The organism is Streptomyces sp. SCSIO ZS0520, assembly GCF_025643355.1.
GTDB lineage: Bacteria > Actinomycetota > Actinomycetes > Streptomycetales > Streptomycetaceae > Streptomyces > Streptomyces physcomitrii.
In genome coordinates, this window is record NZ_CP092644.1 from 2,054,629 (window position 1) to 2,071,580 (window position 16,952).

A 16,952-nucleotide genomic window follows, 5' to 3' on the forward strand; every position below is an offset into this window, starting at 1 on the left:
GGTGTACGCGGGTGTCGGCCGCGGTGGCGCACAGCGGCTCGGCGGTGCGCGATCCCGGTGACTATCCCCCCTGCCCGTGAGCTGCGTCACCCTTGCGTTCATTTCGTTCACACGCTTCGGCATTTCGTTCACACAGTGGGCGCGGCGCACACTGACCCCATGTCCCTCCGTCCCCCGCCCCGGCCGCGCAGTCTCGCCGGGCAGCTGTTCGCGATGCAGGTCGTCCTGGTGGCCCTGGTGGTCGCGGGCTGCGCGCTCTTCGCGTACTTCAGCGACGTCCGGGAGGCGGAGCAGGCCGCCCGCCGCGAGGCCGCCGCGGCGGCCCGGGCGATCGCGGACTCCCCCTCGGTCCGGGAGGCGGCCCGCGGCAGCGACCCCTCGGCCACCCTCCAGCCGTACGCGGAGCGGGTGCGGCGGGGCACCGGCATCGACTTCGTGACGATCATGGACACCCGGGGCATCCGCTGGACCCACCCGGACGAGCGGCGCATCGGCGAGCGCTTCCTCGGGCACATCGCCCCGGCGCTGCGCGGCGAGACCCTGTCCGAGACCTACACCGGCACCCTCGGCCCCTCGGTGCGGGTGGTCACCCCGATCCGGGACGGCGGGCGGATCACCGGCCTGGTCAGCGCGGGCATCACGGTGGAGTCGATCACCGCCCAGGTGCGCGAGCAGGTCACCGTGCTGCTCGCGGTCGCCGCGGGCGCGCTGGCCCTCGGCGGGCTCGGCACCTACTGGGTCAACGCCCGGCTGCGCCGCCATACGCACGGCATGAACGCCACCGAGCTGAGCCGGATGCACGACTACCATCAGGCGACTCTGCACGCGGTACGGGAGGGCCTGCTGATGCTGGACGGGCAGCGCCGGATCGCGCTGATCAACGACGGGGCCCGGGAGCTGCTCGGCGTCCCCTCCTCCGCGGTGGGCGCCTCCGTCGCCGACCTGGGCCTGCCCGCCCCGCTGACCGGCGCGCTGCTCGCCTCCGAGCCCCGGATGGACGAGCTGCACCTGACCGAGGACCGGGTCCTGGTGGTCAACACCTCGCCGGTCCTCGGCGGCGAGCGGCGCGGCACCGTGGTCACCCTCCGCGATCACACCGAACTCCAGTCCCTGATGGGCGAGTTGGACTCCGAGCGCGGTTTCACCCAGGCGCTGCGCTCGCAGGCGCACGAGGCGGCGAACCGGCTGCACACGGTGGTCTCGCTGATCGAGCTGGACCGGGCCGAGGACGCCGTCGACTTCGCCACCTCCGAGCTGGAGCTGGCCCAGGCGCTCACCGACCAGGTGGTGGGCGCGGTCGGCGAGCCGGTGCTCGCGGCGCTGCTGCTCGGCAAGGCGGCCCAGGCCAACGAGCGCGGCGTGGAGCTCCTGGTCTCCCCCGACAGCCGACTCGACGACGGACTCCTGCCGGACTCGCTGCCCGCCCGGGACCTGGTCACCGTCCTCGGCAATCTGATCGACAACGCCGTGGACGCCGCCCAGGGCGCGATCCCGCAGGCCCGGGTCACGGTCACCGCCCGCACCGAGGACGGCGCCCTGCTGCTGCGGGTCGCCGACACCGGGCCCGGCGTCGACCCGGCGCACCGCGAGGCCCTGTTCCGGCGCGGCTGGTCCACCAAGCAGGGCGGCCCCGGCGGGCGCGGCCTCGGCCTGGCCCTGGTCCAGCAGGTCGTCACCCGGCACGGCGGGGACCTCGCAGTGGACCGGTCCCCGGACGGCGGCGCCGAGTTCACCGCCCGGATCCCGCTGAGCGGGCGGGAGGCGGGCGGCTCATGACCGGCCAGCGCCCCGAGATCCGCGTCCTGGTGGTGGAGGACGACCCGGTCGCCGCCGACGCGCATGTGCTGTACGTGAGCCGGGTGCCCGGCTTCTCGGTGACCGGCACGGCGCACTCGGCGGCCGAGGCCCGGCGCGCCCTGGACCGCGAGCCCGCCGACCTGGTCCTGCTCGACCTGCATCTGCCGGACGGGCACGGGCTCCAGCTGGTGCGGGCGCTGCGGGCCGCCGGGCACCAGGCGGATGTGATCGCGGTGACCTCGGCGCGGGATCTCGCGGTGGTGCGCGAGGGGGTCTCGCTCGGGGTGGTGCAGTACGTCCTCAAGCCCTTCACCTTCGCCACCCTGCGCGAACGCCTCGACAGATACGCCCAGTTCAGGTCGGCGGCCGGGGAGGCGAGCGGCCAGGACGAGGTGGACCGCACCCTGGCGGCGCTGCGCGCCCCCGGTCCGGCGCAGCTGCCGAAGGGGCTCAGCGCCCCGACCCTGGAGCGGGTCACCGGCATCCTGCGCTCCTCCGCCGAGGGCGTCACCGCCACCGAGGCCGCCGCCCGCGCCGGTATCTCGCGGATCACCGCGCGCCGCTATCTGGAGCACCTGGTGAGCGCGGGGCGCGCCCGGCGCAGCCCCGTCTACGGACAGGTGGGCCGCCCGGAGCTGACCTACCAGTGGGGTCGCGCGGAGTGACGCAGAGTCACGCACGCAGGCCGGGCGCAACAACGTTGTCGGCACCGGACATCGCACCGCTGCACGACCATTGACCCTGTACGGAGGTGCCCCGTAGGTTCACCCGTCAGAGCGCGCCGCTTCACATGGCGCACCGATCCGACCACTGTCGGTCACTCTGGAGGTCGTGCCGTGCGCCCCACCGCCCCCGTACTCCTCAGCCTGGTGGTCGCCGCCGCCACCCTCACCGCCTGCGGCGGGGGTTCGGGCAGCGATCCGGACACCGTGAAGGTCGCGTACAACCGGAGCACCGACAACAAGACCCGGTACAAGGACGAGTACCTGGCGGACATGAAGAAGCAGTTCGAGAAGGAACACCCGGGCAAGAAGGTGGAGTTGGTGCCGATCCAGGCACCGGACAACGACTACGCCACCAAGGCCCAGCAGATGATGCGCTCCCCGCGCACCGCCCCGGACCTGGTCTACGAGGACACCTTCCGGATCAACGCCGACATCAAGGCGGGGTATCTGCGGCCGCTGGACAAGGAGTTGACCGGCTGGCCGGAGTGGGAGCGGTTCGCGGACTCCGCGAAGGCGGCGGCGAAGGCCGAGGACGGCAAGACGTACGGCATACCGGTCGGCACCGACACCCGGGGCCTGTGGTTCAACAAGAAGATCTTCGCCAAGGCCGGGCTCCCCGAGGACTGGAAGCCGAAGAACTGGAACGAGATCCTGACCGCCGCCCGCACCGTCAAGAAGAAGGTCCCCGGCGTCACCCCGCTGAACGTCTACACCGGCAAGGCCCCGGGCGAGACCGCCGTGATGCAGGGCTTCGAGATGCTGCTCTACGGCACCGGCAAGGACCCGCTCTACGACCCGGCGGCGAAGAAGTGGGTCACCGGCGGCAAGGGCTTCCAGGACGCGCTCGGCTTCATCGACACCGTCTACCGCGAGAAGCTCGGCCCCGATGTCTCGGACGCCCTGGACGCCAATGTCGCCACCAGCGTGGGCACCCAGTGGTTCCCCGAGGGCAAGCTCGCGATCGGCCTGGACGGCTCCTGGCTCGGGCAGAACTGGATCAACAAGGGCCCCCGGGAATGGCCGAGTTGGTCGAAGGACCTCGGCCAGGCGCCGATGCCCACCCAGCACGGCCAGGCACCCGGGGCGGTCTCCATGTCCGGCGGCTGGGCCTGGTCGATCCCGCGGAAGGCCGGCAATCCGGAACTGGCCTTCGAGTTCGTCAAGACCCTGCAGAAGAAGGAGAACGCGGTGCGCTGGGACGTCGCCGACGCCCAGATCGCCGTCCGCGAGGACGTCGCCGCCGATCCGAAGTACCTGAACTCGATGCCGGGCATCAAGTTCTTCACCTCGCTGGTCGACCGCACCCACTACCGCCCCGCGCTCCCGGTCTACCCGCAGGTCTCCACCGCCATCGGTGAGGCGATGGAGGCGGTGACCACCGGCGACGCCTCACCGGCCGGAGCGGCGAAGGAGTACGACGGCGGGCTCGGGGACCTCGTCGGCGGCGCGGTGGTGAACAGGTAGCGGGGGCGGCCGATGAGCACCCTCAAGTCGACGGCGGGCACTCTCAAGTCGCCTGCGCCGGGCGCCCGTTCGGCCCGGCGCGGGCCCCGGCCGCTGCGCTGGCTGCCGCTGGCGCCCGCGACCGTCCTGCTGCTCCTCTTCCTCGCCGGGCCGATCGCCTACTGCGTCTGGATCGCCTTCACCGACATGCAGTTGAGCGGCGCCGCCGAGACCCACTTCGTCGGTCTGGACAACTTCCGCCGCGCCTTCGAGGACGAGCACTTCCGCAACGCCGTATGGCTGACGCTGGTGTTCACCTTCCTGTCCTCGCTGGTCGGCCAGAACACCCTGGGCCTCGCGCTCGCCGCGCTGATGCGCCGCGCCTCCCGCCCGGTGCGCACCCTGACCGGGGCGGTGGTCATCGGCGCCTGGGTGCTCCCGGAGATCGTGGCCGCCTTCCTGCTCTACGCCTTCTTCCGCCGCGAGGGCACCCTCAACGCGGTCCTCGACCTGCTCCATCTCCCCGGCCAGAACTGGCTGTTCACGCTGCCGATCCTCGCGGTCTCCTTCGCCAACGTCTGGCGCGGCACCGCCTTCTCGATGCTGGTCTACTCCGCCGCGCTCGCCGAGATCCCCAAGGAGCTGACCGAGGCCGCCGAGATGGACGGGGCACGCGGCTGGCGGCGCCTGGTGTACGTGACGCTGCCGCTGATCCGCCGCTCCATCGCCACCAATCTGATGCTCAACACCCTCCAGACCCTCTCCGTCTTCGGCCTCATCTGGGCGATGACCAAGGGCGGCCCGGGCGACCGCTCCACCACCCTGCCGATCTTCATGTACGACCAGGCCTTCACCAAGACGCTGATCGGCTACGGCACCGCGGTCGCCCTGCTGCTCCTGCTGGTCGGCGCGCTGTTCTCGGCCGTGTATCTGCGTCTGATCCGGGATGAGGTGTGAGGAGCGTGTCGCTACGCGAAGCCCCCCAGGAAGCCGCCGGGCAGGGCACGGAGAAGACCGCGGGGCCGCCGGGCGCGGATCCGCCACGCCGCGCCCGCCGTCGACTCGGCCGCCCCGCACGCCAGAAGCTCGCCGCCAACGCCGCGCTGCTCGTCCTCGCCGCCGCCTTCGCGCTGCCGCTCGCCTGGCTGGTGCTCTCCTCGGTGGACCGCGGCGCCACCCTGCGCACCCGGGTCCCGGACTCGGTGACGGGCGAGAACTTCTCGGCGGTGTGGAACGAGGAGATCACCTTCACCCCGATGCTCAACAGCCTGCTGCTGTGCGGGAGCGCCACCCTGCTCACCGTGGCCTGCGCGGCGCTCGCGGCCTATCCGCTCTCCCGCCTGCGCTCCCGGCTGACCCGCCCCTACCTGCTCACCATCATCTTCAGCACCAGCCTGCCGATCACCGCGATCATGGTCCCGGTCTACGGACTCTTCGTCCAGGTCAACCTGGTCGACACCATGTACGGCACCGCGCTCTTCCTCGCGGCGACCCAACTCCCCTTCGCCATCTGGCTGATGAAGAACTTCATGGACGGCGTCCCGGTCGTCCTGGAGGAGGCCGCCTGGACCGACGGCGCCTCCGGTCTCCAATCCCTGATCCGGATCGTGCTGCCACTGATGGGCCCCGGCGTAGCCGTGGTGACGGTCTACTCCTTCGTCATGATGTGGGGCAATTTCTTCGTCCCCTTCATGCTCCTCCTCTCCCCCGACCAACTCCCCGCCTCCGTCTCGGTCTACGGCCTCTTCGGCAACTACGGGACCGTCGTCTACGGGCAGTTGGCGGCCTTCTCGATGCTGTACTCCACCCCCGTGGTGCTGCTCTACATCCTGGTCGCCCGGCGCCTCGGCGGCGGCTTCGCGCTGGGGGCGGCGGTCAAGGGCTGAGCGCGGGGGCGGTCCCGGCCCGCGGCTACAGTCACCCCGTGCGCATACGTGACGCCCGCCCCGCAGAAGCACCCGAGCTGAGCGCCCTGCTGCGGCGCTCCAAGGCGCACTGGGGCTACGAGGCGGCCTTCCTGGACGCGATCGCGGAGGAACTCACCCTCGACGCGGCCGAGTTGGCGAAGCGCCGGGTGGTGGTGGCCGAGGAGGAGCGCACCGGGGAACTGCTCGGCCTCGCCTCCCTGGAGGGCACCGCGCCCCGGGGCGCGCTGGGGCTGCTCTTCGTCGAGCCGGAGCGGGTCCGCACCGGCGTCGGCCGCACCCTGTACGCCCATGTCCTGGACCGGGCACGGGAGTTGGGCTTCGCCTCACTGACCGTGGACGCCGATCCGCACGCGGTGGACTTCTACCGGCGGCTGGGCGCACAGCCCGTCCCCGGCCCCGGACCGCTGCCCCGGCTGACGGTGGCCGTCCCCGCGCGGGCCCCCTGGGCGCGGGCCTGGACCCGGGCCCGCCGCACCGTGCAGCTGGGCAATGTGGCCGAATTCCAGGGGCAGTTCAGCCCGCTGACGGCCGCCGCCCGGGAGGCGAGCGCCCACTACTCCTGCCTGGCGGCGCTGACCAGCCCGAGCCCGGCCGCCCTCGTCCTGCCCGCGACCGTGCCCCCGGGCTGGACCGCGCTGCTCGCCCGGGCACTGGGCTGGAGCGACCCGGAGCTCTACGACGGCCTCGGCTCCGGCGGCGGCGCCGGGGACCCGACCACCGGGAGCCGGACCGCATCGGGCCGGACGGCCCCGAGCCCGACCGTCCGGGGCCTGACCGCCGAGGTCCTGGCCCGCCCCGCGCTCACCGCCCGCCTGCGCACCCTGGACCTTCCCGTACTCCCCTGGGGCCGCACCCCCGCCACCGCCGAGCTGACCGGGGAGCCGCTGGCGCCGGGTGCGCTGCGGCACGAGTCCAAGCGGGCGGCCAACGCCCTCTTCCACCGGCTCGCCCCGCACTGCCCCGGCATCCTCGTGCCGCGGCAGCGGATCGCCGCCACCCGCCGCGAGGCCGCCCGGCTGCTCGCCGCGAGCCTGCGCACGGGGCCCGGCGCCGTCCTCAAGTCCGAGCAGGGCGTGGGCGGTTACGGCACCCACCTGCTCACCTCCTACCGGGGGCTGCTGCCCGCCCTGCGCTCCGTACCGCGCGGCCCGCTCCTGGTGGAGGAGTACGTGAGGGGCGGGGCGGGCGGTCCGCGCGATCTCACCTTCGACGGGGTCGTGGACGCCGAGGGCGCGGTGCACGCCGTGGGCACCGGGGTGATGGCGGTGCGGGGCACCGCCTACCAGGGCGTCACCGTGGGCCCGGGCGTGGTCCCCGCGGAACTGGACCGGATCGCGGTCCGCTTCGGCCTCGCCGTGGGCCGCGAACTGGCGGCGACCGGCCACCGCGGCTGGTTCGACGTGGACTTCGTACGCGCCCCGGGCGGACGCCTGGCGCCGACCGAGATCAACCAGCGGCTCACCGGCCCCTCGGCGGCCTTCGTCACCGCCGCCCGGCTCGACGAGGTCCGCGGCGGCCGGCACTGCGTACGCGCCCTGGACCACCTCCCACTCGGCGCCCGGCTGCCGGACGCCCAACTCCTGCCCTGGCTCACGCAGTTGACCGCCCGCTGCGCACGCGTCGGCGCCGTGCTCCTGCCCTCGGTGCCGACGGCGGCCTATGCGGCGGCCCCGTACCTCGGCGTGCTGATCGCCGCCCGCGACGTGGACCTCCTCGACGCGGCGGAGGCCCTGCTGCGGGAGGCGGCGCGGGATCTCGGGGAGCTGTTCAACTCCCCCTGACCGACTTGCTGATGGTGGACGAACTGGTCGCCGCCCAGACCGCGACCACCAGGGCGGCGATCATCAGGGGCACATTGAAGACGTAGACGAGGGTGGCCTGCCGTGCCCAGTCGGTCTTGGCGGCGAGGCGGTAGAGGTTGTCCTGCGGCCACCAGGAGACCAGCAGCCAGACCAGCGCCAGATGCGCGAAGGTGGTGAGCACCGGGCGCTCGCTGCGCCGCGCCATCGGCCCCCGGCCCACCGCGAGGAAGGCCATGCCCACTCCGAAGGCCAGGCTCTCGCACAGGTAGAGCAGGACGAAGAGGCCGCTCCAGGGGCCGGGCACCCCGGTCAGATCGGTGGCACCCGGGAAGACGACGCCGGTGAGGGAGAGCGAGAGGACCGCGGCGCAGAAGCCGACCGCGCCCCCGATCGCGCCCGCCTCCGAGCCCTCGCTCAGGGTGCCCCAGCCCTTCCCGCCGCTGCTCACCGCGCCCCGGACCGGCGGCAGCGGCAGCGCGCGCCGGTCCACCTTCCCGGCGGCGGTCCTCGGCAGGGCGGTGAGCGGGACCACGGCCCGGGGGATGTCCTTGCCGGGGACCAGGCCCTGGAGCCGTACCCGCAGGATGTCGGTGTCCACCAGGCCTCCCGGGTGCAGCACCACGAAGGCGAGCAGCCCGGTGCCCTTGGCGCCGCCGTCCCCGGTGACCACGACCTCCTTGATGTCCTGGTCGGCGGCGAGGTGCGATTCGATGCGGTAGGTGTCGACCATCCGGCCGAGGACGCTGACCCGGTCCGCGGCCCGCCCCTGGAACTCCAGCAGGCCGTCCCGGTCCCGGCGCCCGAGGTCGCCGGTGCGTACGGGCACGCCGCCGCCCGGTCCGGTGAGCCGGATGTGCCCGTACGCCAGCTCCGCCGCGCAACCGGGGAAGGGTCTGCCGAGGTAGACGGTGCCCTCGGGCCGCGCCACCGGCACCGTCAGCTGCTCCGGCTCGAACCAGGTGCCGCATCCGGCGACTTGGGCGGGCCCGTACACGCTCAGCAGCCGCGCCCCCGGTGCGCTCAGCCGCTCCCCCAGGCGCCGGTGCTCCGCCAGGGAGAGGGGTTCCCCGGCGACCAGGACGAGCCGCAGCCGGGGCCGCTCCTCGGCGAGCAGCAGCCGGGCGGCGGCCGGATCGCACTCCGCGACCGTCGCCTCGGCCGCGGCCTCCCAGCGCCGCGACAGCTGGAGCACCGCGCCGGTGCCGAGGGCCCGGATCCAGCCGCCGCTGAACTCGGTGCTCTGCGGCGGCGCGGTCACCAGGATCCGGTCCTCGGGGGTGAGCCGGTAGACCTCCTGCCAGGCCTCGTAGGCGGCGGTCCAGCGCTGGTGGTCGGAGGTGACGGCGGTGGGCCTGCCCGTGGTGCCCGCGGTGAAGAGCACGGTGGCGGCTCCGCTCGAACTCCGCCTGCGCGGCGGGGTGTTCGGCATCGCCGCAATCGCCTCGGCCTCGGTGTCCAGGCTGAGGGTGGTCCGGCCCTGGCCGTCGTCGACGCGGGCCAGCAGGCTCCACTGGGTGAGGACGGTGTCCGCCTTGGCGAGCCCGAGCTGCCGGTGCAGCTCCTCGGCGGGGGTGCCGGGCGCGATCACGGCGTAGGCGTGCCCGGCCTTGAGCACCGCGAGCATCGCGGTCAGCGCGTCCTCCGGATGCTCCAGGCAGATCGCCACCCGGCCGCCACCGCGCGGGAGTTCACCGCTCTCCGCGAGATGGGCGGCCAACTGGTTGGCGTCCCGGTCGAGTTCGCCGTACGTGACGGTCTTCCCGTCGAGGACGAGCGCGGTGCGTTCGGGCGCGCGGCGGGCATGGTCTTCGAAACGCTGCTGTATCGATCCCCCGGTCATGACCGGCAATCATCGCAAAGACCCCGAGCCCCGAACAGGGCCCAACTCCCCCTACAGGACCGACCGTTACACGATACGTACAGTCCGCGACCGCAGGGGGGCGACCGGTCGGCTGGGCTCAGCCTCCGGCGACGTGGGCCACGAAGGCGGACCAGGCGTCGGGCTTGAGGTTCAGCATGCCGCGCTGGATGTTCTTGGAGTCGCGGATGTGGACGGAGGCACAGGCGGGAGAGGAGGCGACTTCGACGCAGTCGGACCCAGGTTCGCTGCCGCTGTAGGAACTCTTGAACCACGTGAGCGCCAAGCCAGCCGCGGTTGCACCACTCAGGGTCATTTCTCTCCCAGCAAGTCCTCGATAAAAGCAAGCGACTCCTGCTGCGGGAGAGCCTGCGCCCTGATGATGCCATACCTCATCTCAAGAGGCTGGACCTGCGCAGGGTCAGAAATCAGCTGCCGGTAGCCCTGCACTTCGACATGCCCCAGCGTCTTGCCCCCGCGCAGTTTCAGCACCCGGAAGGCGCCATCCAACCCCACGTGCTCGATCCGATTCGTCGGCATGACCTGAATCTCGACATTGCGCAACTGGCTGAGCTCTAGTAGGCGTTCAAGCTGCCCGCGCCATACCGCCGGGCCGCCGATGGGGCGTCGCAGAGTCACCTCCTCCTGCACAAAGCTGAAAACGGGGGCAGGATGAGCCCCGAGGATCGCTTGACGAGCCTTGCGAGCCGCCACTTCGCGTTCGATGGTCTCGTTGGCGAGGACTGGACGCCTCATCCTGTACAGCGCGGTCAGATAGTCACTCGTCTGAAGCAAGGCGTGCACCACGCGATCCCCGTACGCTCCCACCTCAAGCGCCTTCGCCTCCAGCTTCGCCAAGTCCCGTACCTTCTTCGGGTACCTGGCCTCGGCCATCTCCGGCTTCCACATGACGATCTTGCCGCCAGCGTCGAGCACTTCGTCTGCTTTGTCCAGAGCCTCGGGCCTGGGGATGCGAGTCCCCGATTCCATCTTGTAGATCTGGTTCTCGCCATAGCCCATCGCGGCGGCGAACTCGCTGACAGACATATTCGCCGACTCACGCCACATCTTCAGCACCCGGCCGAACATGGCAACGGTATTGCCGGAATCGTCCGACGGATCAATGTCCCAGCCCGACTCGTCGCCGTCGAATGGGCTGTCCGGAAACTCCCCATCCGCCGAGCCCTGAACTCCATCTCCACGCATCGCGCGCCGCCTCTCGCGAACTAAGCCGTCTACAGGACAGATGACCAACCGCAGCCATACCCGCCACGTCACGTGTACGGCGTGGACAGGCCTGTACAAGCCGTGGACAGTAACTGTACGTACGGCCTCAATCACTGGTGATGGCGCATCCCGCCCACCACGCTGAGTCACGTGAATGAGAAAACTCTGCAATCCGCCCGGCCCGCCCGGGAGTTCACCGTCCGGCTGTCCTCCACCCGGCGAGGGGCGCGGCTCGCGCGGCTGCTCGCCGTGGAGCAACTGCGCAGGTGGGAGCTGCCCTTGGACCCCGCCGCGCTGCTCGTCGCCGAACTCGCCGCCAATGCGGCCCTGCACGGCAGGCTCCCCGGCCGGGACTTCCTGGTGTCACTGGCGGTGACGCCCTCCGGCATGCTGCGCATCGAGGTCACCGATACCCGCGGTGACCGGCTCCCCCGGCTTCAGCCCGGGGAGGCCGAGGACCCGGAGGCGGAGTCCGGGCGCGGGCTGCTGCTCGTGGAGGCGCTGGCGGACGACTGGGGCGTGACCTCGGGGCCGCCGCCCCGCAAGACCGTCTGGGCCGAGATCGCCCTACCCTGAAACGGCAGTGGGGGCATGGCCGGGATCCGCGCCGGGATGCGTTCCAGGACCCCGCCCGCGAAGACGTCGTACAGCGGCAGGCTCTCCAGGTGGACGTAGCCGATATGGCAGTCGCAGACGGCGAGCGGGCAGGGGCGGGGGCGCAGGGCGGCGCGGTAGGAGCCGTCGTAGAGGTTGCCGAGGGCGCCGGGGACGAAGTGGCAGCGGCGTACGGTGCCTTCGCCGTCCACCGAGACGACCGAGGCGCCGGTACGGCAGGGCAGACCGGCGCTGCGGTGCGGGTGGCGGCTGTACGGGAAGAGCGGGTCGAGGGCCGTCCACCGGGCGGCCTCCTCGTCGGTGTAGCCATGCCCCTCGGCGGCGTTGATCCACAGGTAGACGTGCTCGGGCAGCTCGGTGCGCAACTGCCGTGCCGCCGCGAGGTGTTCGGGCAGTCCGACCACGCCGACGCTGAACCGGACGCCGCCTGCGGCGAGTTCGCGGCACTTGCCGAGGAAGCGGTCGTAGGGGGTCTGGCCGGGGTGGAAGGTGCACCACAGGGCGAGGGTGTCCGGGTCGGCGTCGGCGAGCCAGTCGGTGCGGCAGCTCAGATTGGTCTGGATGGCGACCCGGCGCAGGTGCGGAAGGCGGGACAGCCGGGCCAGCGTGGTCCGGTACCAGGAGCGCACCAGGCCCTCGCCCCAGGGTGTGAAGAGCAGCGAGAGCTCGTCCCCGGTGGCCGCCTCCGCCCAGTCGGCGAACCGCTCCAGACAGGCGCGGTCGTGGCGCAGCTGGGCGGGCGCGTCCCGGCGCTTGGCGAAGGGGCAGTACGGGCAGTCGTAGTCGCAGGAGGCCAGCGGCCCCCGGTACAGCAGCGTCAACTCCACGGCGGGCAGCCCTACTTGAGTTCGTAGGCGGCCATGGCGGCACGCACCGGGGCGGAGTACAGGGCGGGGCCGAGCGCGTCCGAGTGGGCGAGTCCCTCGGGGGTCAGCCGCAGGACGCCCTCGGGGCTCGCGGTGTCCAGCCAGCCGCGGTCCGCGAACTCCCCGAACTCGCGCGGGAAGTCCTCGGCGGGTCCGGTGCCGAAACGGGCGGCGTAGGCGGCGAGGTCCATCCCCTCGGCCCGCAGCAGGGATTGGAGCAGATGGCGGCGCCTGGGCTCGTCGCCGTCCAGGGCGCGGCCGTACTCGGCGTGGGCGAAGTCCCCGGCCGGGCGGGCCACGAAGTCGTCGATGATGCCGCGTATCCGGCGGGTGCCGACCGCGTAGTCGAAGGAGTAGTGCAGCGCCGAGGTGTACGAACGGGCGCCGCAGCCGAGGCCGACCATGCCGTCCCGCTGGCAGGAGTAGTCGTCCTCGCCCTCCTCGGGGGCGCCGGGGCGGCGGAACATCCGCATCGAGTGCTGGACGTACCCGGCGGCGAGCAGGTGGTCGCGGCCGTGGCGGTAGAGCCGCAGCCGCCGCGCGTCCCACTCCGGGTCGGCGGTGTCGGTGCGCCCGTCGAGGCCGGTGCCGGGGCGTACGTACAGCGGGTAGAGGTACAGCTCCTCCGGCCGCCAGGCGAGGGCGGCGTCCAGCGAGTGGCGCCAACTCGCCTCCGTCTGGCCGTCGATGCCGTAGATCAGGTCGATGTTGAGGACCGGTATGCGGGCCTCGCGGACGCGGCCGAGCGCCGCCTCCACCTCGGCGCGGCGCTGCGGGCGCACGGCGGCGCGGGCCTCGGCGTCCACGAAGCTCTGCACGCCGAGGCTCAGCCGGGTGGTGCCCCGCTCGGCGAGCACGGCGAGGCGGTCGGCGGTGGCGGTCGCCGGGGAGGCCTCCACGGAGAGCGGGATCGCGCGCAGCTCCGCGCCCATCCGGTGCTCGGCGATGTCGCAGAGCCGGGTCAGCTCGGCGGCGGTCAGGAAGGTCGGGGTGCCGCCCCCGAAGGCGGCGTTGGCGAAGCGCACCCGCCCGGCCCCCGTGCCGCCTTCGGGGGTGCCGCTCTCTTCCAGGGCCGCGCGGACCGCCCGCGCCTGCCGCTCCAGGGCGTCGAGGTAGGCGCCGGTCAGGCCCTCGGGCGCGCCGATGCGGGTGAAGAGGTTGCAGAAGCCGCAACGCACCTCGCAGAAGGGGATGTGCAGATAGAGCGAGAGCGCGTCCTTCGGCTCACCCGCCCACAGCTCGCGCAGCGCGGGGCGGTCGGCGCGCTCGCGGTAGGAGGTCTTGTGCGGGTACCCGTAGACATAGCTCTGGTACGGGCCGCCGGCGGGCACCGCGTCGGGGGCGGCCGGGGCGGTGGGGTGCGTCGCGGTGCTCATGGTGCCTCGGTGGGGTTCAGGAGGAAGTGGGCGTAGGGCACGGTCCACACGGACTCGTGGCCGAGGCGGTGACCGGTCCAGCCGTCGTCGCCGTAGGCGGTGCCGTGGTCGGAGCAGACGACGGCGAAGCAGGGGCGGCGGCTGCTCGCGGCGGCGAAGAGGCGGCCGATGTGCCGGTCCACGTACTCCAGGGCGGCGGCGTGGCTGGCCCGGGTGTCTCCGGCCTCCCGGGTGGCGCCGGGCAGGTGGAACCAGTTCGGCTGATGCAGCGCGGAGACATTGACGAAGAGAAACAGCCGCTGCTCGTACGGGAGTTGCGACACCACCTGCTCGGCCTTCTCGACCTGGGCCTCGAAGGAGCGGGGCGAGGTGACGCCGAACTCGGGCTCCCAGTACGACTCCTGGAAGAGCGCGGGCAGCACCGAGCCGAGCGGGCCCCGCTTGTTGAAGAAGCCGACACCGCCGAGACAGACCGTGCGGTACCCGGCCGCCGCGAGGCCCGTGACCAGGTCCGGGGTGTCGTAGACGAAGGTGTCCGGGGCGGTGGACTCGCTGCCCGCGAAGCGCGCGGCGAAGAGGCGCGGATGGGGTCCGGGCGCCGCCGGGGTGGGCAGGAACCCGGCGAAGATCGCCTGGTGCGAGGCGTAGGTGAAACTGCCGGGCGCGTGCCGCTTCTCCCAGCGGCCGCCCGGCAGGTACCGGGCGAGCTGCGGGAGCCGTCCGGCCGCCGCCAGCTCCTCGGCCACGTCGTGGCGCAGGGTGTCGAGGGTGACGAGGAGGATGTCGTGGCTGCCGACGATGCGGTTCATGTCGGGGGTGGGAGCGCGGTCCGGGGGCGGGACGGGAGCGGCGGCCGTGCCGGGGGCCGGGGCCGGGCCGGAGACCGGGGCGGTTCCGTGAACCGGAGCGGTTCCGTGAGCCGGAGCGGTTCCGTGAGCCGGTTCAGACGGGGGCACGGTGGTCCTCCTCGCTGCTGTGGTCGGTGCGATCATCACTGCCGTCGCCGGTGCCGGTGCCGCTGTCGTCGCCGGTGGCCGCCGTCGCGGGTACCGGTGGGCGGGCATGCGAGCCCAGGCCTCCGGCACCCTCCCCGCGGATCACCGCCGCGATCTGCGCCCCGTACGTGTCGAGACCCTCCGCGCCGCTGCCCGGCAGCCCCGTCAGGCCCGGGAGCAGATCGCCGAAGGCGTTGACCTCGCCGACCGTGAAGCGCCGCCAGCCGAGGGCCGGAAGCAGGTCGACCCCGACGCACAGGGTGCCCGGGAAGCAGGCCGCGGCCCGCTCGCAGAGGGCGAGGGCCTCGCCCCAGTCGGCGCCCGCCGACTCCACCGCGGCCCGGGCGGCGGCCAGATCGCCGCGGGCGCCGCCGAGGTGCAGATTGGTCATGGGGTGGCGGCTGGTGCGTACCACGGCATGGGTGGCGCGACCGGCGACGACGACCACCCGCAGATCGGCGGCCCGCCCCCGCTGGCCCGCCTTCGGCAGCCAGCGCTCCAGGTGCACTCCGTCCGGTGCGAGGGCGTCCACCACCGCGGCGACCTCGCGCTCCGTCGTGTAGCGCCGTACCCGCAGGGAGTTGAACAGGCGGCCGTCCGGGGCGAGTTCGACGGAGGTGGTGGCGCGGATCCGGCCGCCGCCCGCCGACTCGACGGCCAGCACCCCGGAGGCCGAGGAGCCGTGCGCGAGCTTGACGAACAGGCGCGGCATCCGCCGCTCGCGCATCAGCGTCCGTACGTCCGCCCAGCCGCGCACCGGTACCCCGTCCGGCCCCGAGGTCGGTGACTCGGGGACCGGGACGCCTGCCGCGTGCAGCACCCCGTGGCAGCGGCGCTTGTCGAAGAGGACGGCCAGCTCCTCCGGGTCGTCGAGCGGCCGCCCGCCGCTCAGCCCGCGGACCGCGGCGGTGAACCGCGCGTACCAGCGGGCCGTGCCCTCCACCCGGGTCGGCTCGCCGGGGCCCCGGAGCAGCCGGTCGACCTCCGGGTTCTCCCCGGGTGAGTCGATACGGACGTACTCCCCCGGCGCGAACACGGCGCCGCCCTCGCGCAGCACGTCCCGCCAGGCGAGCACCCGCGGGGCGGGCAGCCCGGCGGCGCGCACCGCGGTGGTGAACAGGCCCACCCGGCGGTTCTCCGGATTGCCGACCACCGCGAAGCGCGGCGGGGCCCCGGGGGTCGCAGAGGCCTCAGGGGTCTCAACTGCCGTGTGCCGCATGCCCCGCCGTCCCGTGCCCCGGCCGCCGTATGCCCCCGAAGTGGCCGTCGCCGGGGGGAGCGTCGGCGGGGTGGCCCTGCTCCCGGCTGCTCGGCACGCTCACTCCGCCACCGCGACGTAGCGGTGCACCGTGCCGTCGTCGTCCTCGTAGCTGTCGGCACCGCCTTCGTCCAGGTCGAGCAGGACACCGGAGGGCTGGAGCGTCTCGCGTATCCGCTCCTTCACCTCCTCGCTGAGGTAGTGGTAGTGCAGGTCGAGCTTGCTGAGGTGGGTCAGGGGCTGGCCTTCGATCAGGGCGGTGGCGCCCTTGTCGGTGAGCAGGCCCATGGACAGGTCGAGCACGCTGAGCCGGGGCACCACCGGGGCGGTGGCACAGGAGGCGGCGATCTCGTCCTGGAACTGGCTGTTGCGCAGCGCGAGATGCTCCAGCCGCGGGAACCCGGCGCCGACGAGGAAGGGGTCCAGGTCCTCGACCTCGGCGTCGCCGCCGTACTGCGCGTCGCCCAGCCACAGGTCCAGGTGGCGCAGCTCGGGCAGGCGGCAGGCGGCGATACCGCGGACCACGGTGGCGGGCAGGCCCCCGGTCTGCACGGTCAGCGCGCGCAGCTTCTCGTGCCGCACGGCGGAGAAGGCGAGTTCGGTGCCGCCGCGTACGCCGAACTCCTCCAGCTCCGGGAAGGCGTCGAGCAGCGGGGCCACATCGCTCTGCACGATCCAGGAGATCTCGCACTCCTCGGAGCCCATGTCGCCGAGGAAGAGCGAACGCAGGGCGGGCAGTTGCTCCTTCGCGGCGACCAGGGACGCGATCACCTCGGCGCTGCTGTTCTCGTAGGCCTCCTCCCAGGCGCCGATGATCAGCGCGCGCACCCGGGTGGTGTCGACCGCGCCGAGGAACCGGGCGAAGGCCGCCTCCCAGGGCTCCTCGGAGTCGTACACATCACTGGCGATCCGCCAGGCCACGGCCGCGGCATCCGGCAGGGCCGCCCCCGGCTCCTCGTCCGGGCCGGGGAAGGTGAAGGCGGGCAGGCCGTGCAGCTCCTGCAAATGCTCGCCGAGGATCATCGAGAGGCTCCTGGGGTGCGAAGAGTGCCGCCGTTCGGC

The 16,952-nt window shown here is 72.9% G+C and carries 14 protein-coding genes and 1 pseudogene; 7 read left to right on the plus strand and 8 right to left on the minus strand.

Annotation, left to right across the window (positions count from 1 at the left end; all coding sequences use genetic code 11):
* Positions 1-159: 159 nt before the first annotated feature.
* From MID12_RS07340 to MID12_RS07365, 6 genes are all read left to right on the plus strand, one after another.
* On the plus strand, positions 160-1,776 hold the full coding sequence (locus MID12_RS07340) for a sensor histidine kinase (protein ID WP_263165529.1): 1,617 nt from the start codon (positions 160-162) through the stop codon (positions 1,774-1,776).
* Positions 1,773-2,462 (plus strand): response regulator, encoded by a 690-nt coding sequence (locus tag MID12_RS07345; protein WP_263165530.1) that lies wholly within the window; start codon positions 1,773-1,775, stop codon positions 2,460-2,462. The genes MID12_RS07340 and MID12_RS07345 overlap by 4 nt, the downstream gene beginning before the upstream one ends.
* Before the next feature lie 171 nt (positions 2,463-2,633).
* Positions 2,634-3,986 (plus strand): extracellular solute-binding protein, encoded by a 1,353-nt coding sequence (locus MID12_RS07350; protein WP_040248151.1) that lies wholly within the window; start codon positions 2,634-2,636, stop codon positions 3,984-3,986.
* A gap of 12 nt (positions 3,987-3,998) precedes the next feature.
* Positions 3,999-4,922, plus strand: coding sequence for a carbohydrate ABC transporter permease (locus tag MID12_RS07355; protein WP_263165532.1), 924 nt, complete (start codon positions 3,999-4,001; stop codon positions 4,920-4,922).
* Positions 4,923-5,068: 146 nt separating this feature from the next.
* Positions 5,069-5,851, plus strand: coding sequence for a carbohydrate ABC transporter permease (locus tag MID12_RS07360; RefSeq protein ID WP_263172948.1), 783 nt, complete (start codon positions 5,069-5,071; stop codon positions 5,849-5,851).
* Between the two features lie 38 nt (positions 5,852-5,889).
* The gene (locus tag MID12_RS07365; protein ID WP_263165533.1) at positions 5,890-7,674 is read left to right on the plus strand and encodes a GNAT family N-acetyltransferase; all 1,785 of its coding nucleotides are present in this window, start codon (positions 5,890-5,892) and stop codon (positions 7,672-7,674) included.
* Here the strand turns inward: MID12_RS07365 and MID12_RS07370 are convergent.
* From MID12_RS07370 to MID12_RS07380, 3 genes are all read right to left on the minus strand, one after another.
* Positions 7,661-9,535 (minus strand): AMP-binding protein, encoded by a 1,875-nt coding sequence (locus tag MID12_RS07370; protein WP_263165534.1) that lies wholly within the window; start codon positions 9,533-9,535, stop codon positions 7,661-7,663. The two genes, MID12_RS07365 and MID12_RS07370, sit on opposite strands and share 14 nt — an antisense overlap.
* 118 nt (positions 9,536-9,653) lie before the next feature.
* The gene (locus MID12_RS07375; protein ID WP_411576918.1) at positions 9,654-9,839 is read right to left on the minus strand and encodes a DUF397 domain-containing protein; all 186 of its coding nucleotides are present in this window, start codon (positions 9,837-9,839) and stop codon (positions 9,654-9,656) included.
* Positions 9,840-9,865: 26 nt separating this feature from the next.
* On the minus strand, positions 9,866-10,642 hold the full coding sequence (locus MID12_RS07380; RefSeq protein ID WP_263172951.1) for a helix-turn-helix domain-containing protein: 777 nt from the start codon (positions 10,640-10,642) through the stop codon (positions 9,866-9,868).
* A gap of 387 nt (positions 10,643-11,029) precedes the next feature.
* Between MID12_RS07380 and MID12_RS07385 the strand changes: the two are divergent.
* Positions 11,030-11,272 (plus strand): annotated as a pseudogene (locus MID12_RS07385) (ATP-binding protein); the annotation flags it as partial.
* Here MID12_RS07385 and MID12_RS07390 read toward each other — a convergent pair.
* The 5 genes from MID12_RS07390 to MID12_RS07410 all read right to left on the minus strand — a co-directional run bounded on the left by MID12_RS07390 (position 11,218) and on the right by MID12_RS07410 (position 16,913).
* Entirely contained in the window at positions 11,218-12,222 is a 1,005-nt protein-coding gene (locus MID12_RS07390) for an STM4011 family radical SAM protein (RefSeq protein ID WP_263165537.1), read from the minus strand. The pseudogene MID12_RS07385 and the gene MID12_RS07390 sit on opposite strands and share 55 nt — an antisense overlap.
* Positions 12,223-12,233: 11 nt before the next feature.
* Positions 12,234-13,637, minus strand: coding sequence for an STM4012 family radical SAM protein (locus tag MID12_RS07395; RefSeq protein ID WP_263165538.1), 1,404 nt, complete (start codon positions 13,635-13,637; stop codon positions 12,234-12,236).
* Entirely contained in the window at positions 13,634-14,446 is an 813-nt protein-coding gene (locus tag MID12_RS07400) for an STM4013/SEN3800 family hydrolase (RefSeq protein ID WP_263165539.1), read from the minus strand. Before MID12_RS07400 ends, MID12_RS07395 begins: the two co-directional genes overlap by 4 nt.
* A gap of 133 nt (positions 14,447-14,579) precedes the next feature.
* Positions 14,580-15,851, minus strand: coding sequence for an STM4014 family protein (locus MID12_RS07405; protein ID WP_263165541.1), 1,272 nt, complete (start codon positions 15,849-15,851; stop codon positions 14,580-14,582).
* Between the two features lie 99 nt (positions 15,852-15,950).
* Entirely contained in the window at positions 15,951-16,913 is a 963-nt protein-coding gene (locus tag MID12_RS07410) for an STM4015 family protein (RefSeq protein ID WP_040248165.1), read from the minus strand.
* Positions 16,914-16,952: the final 39 nt, after the last annotated feature.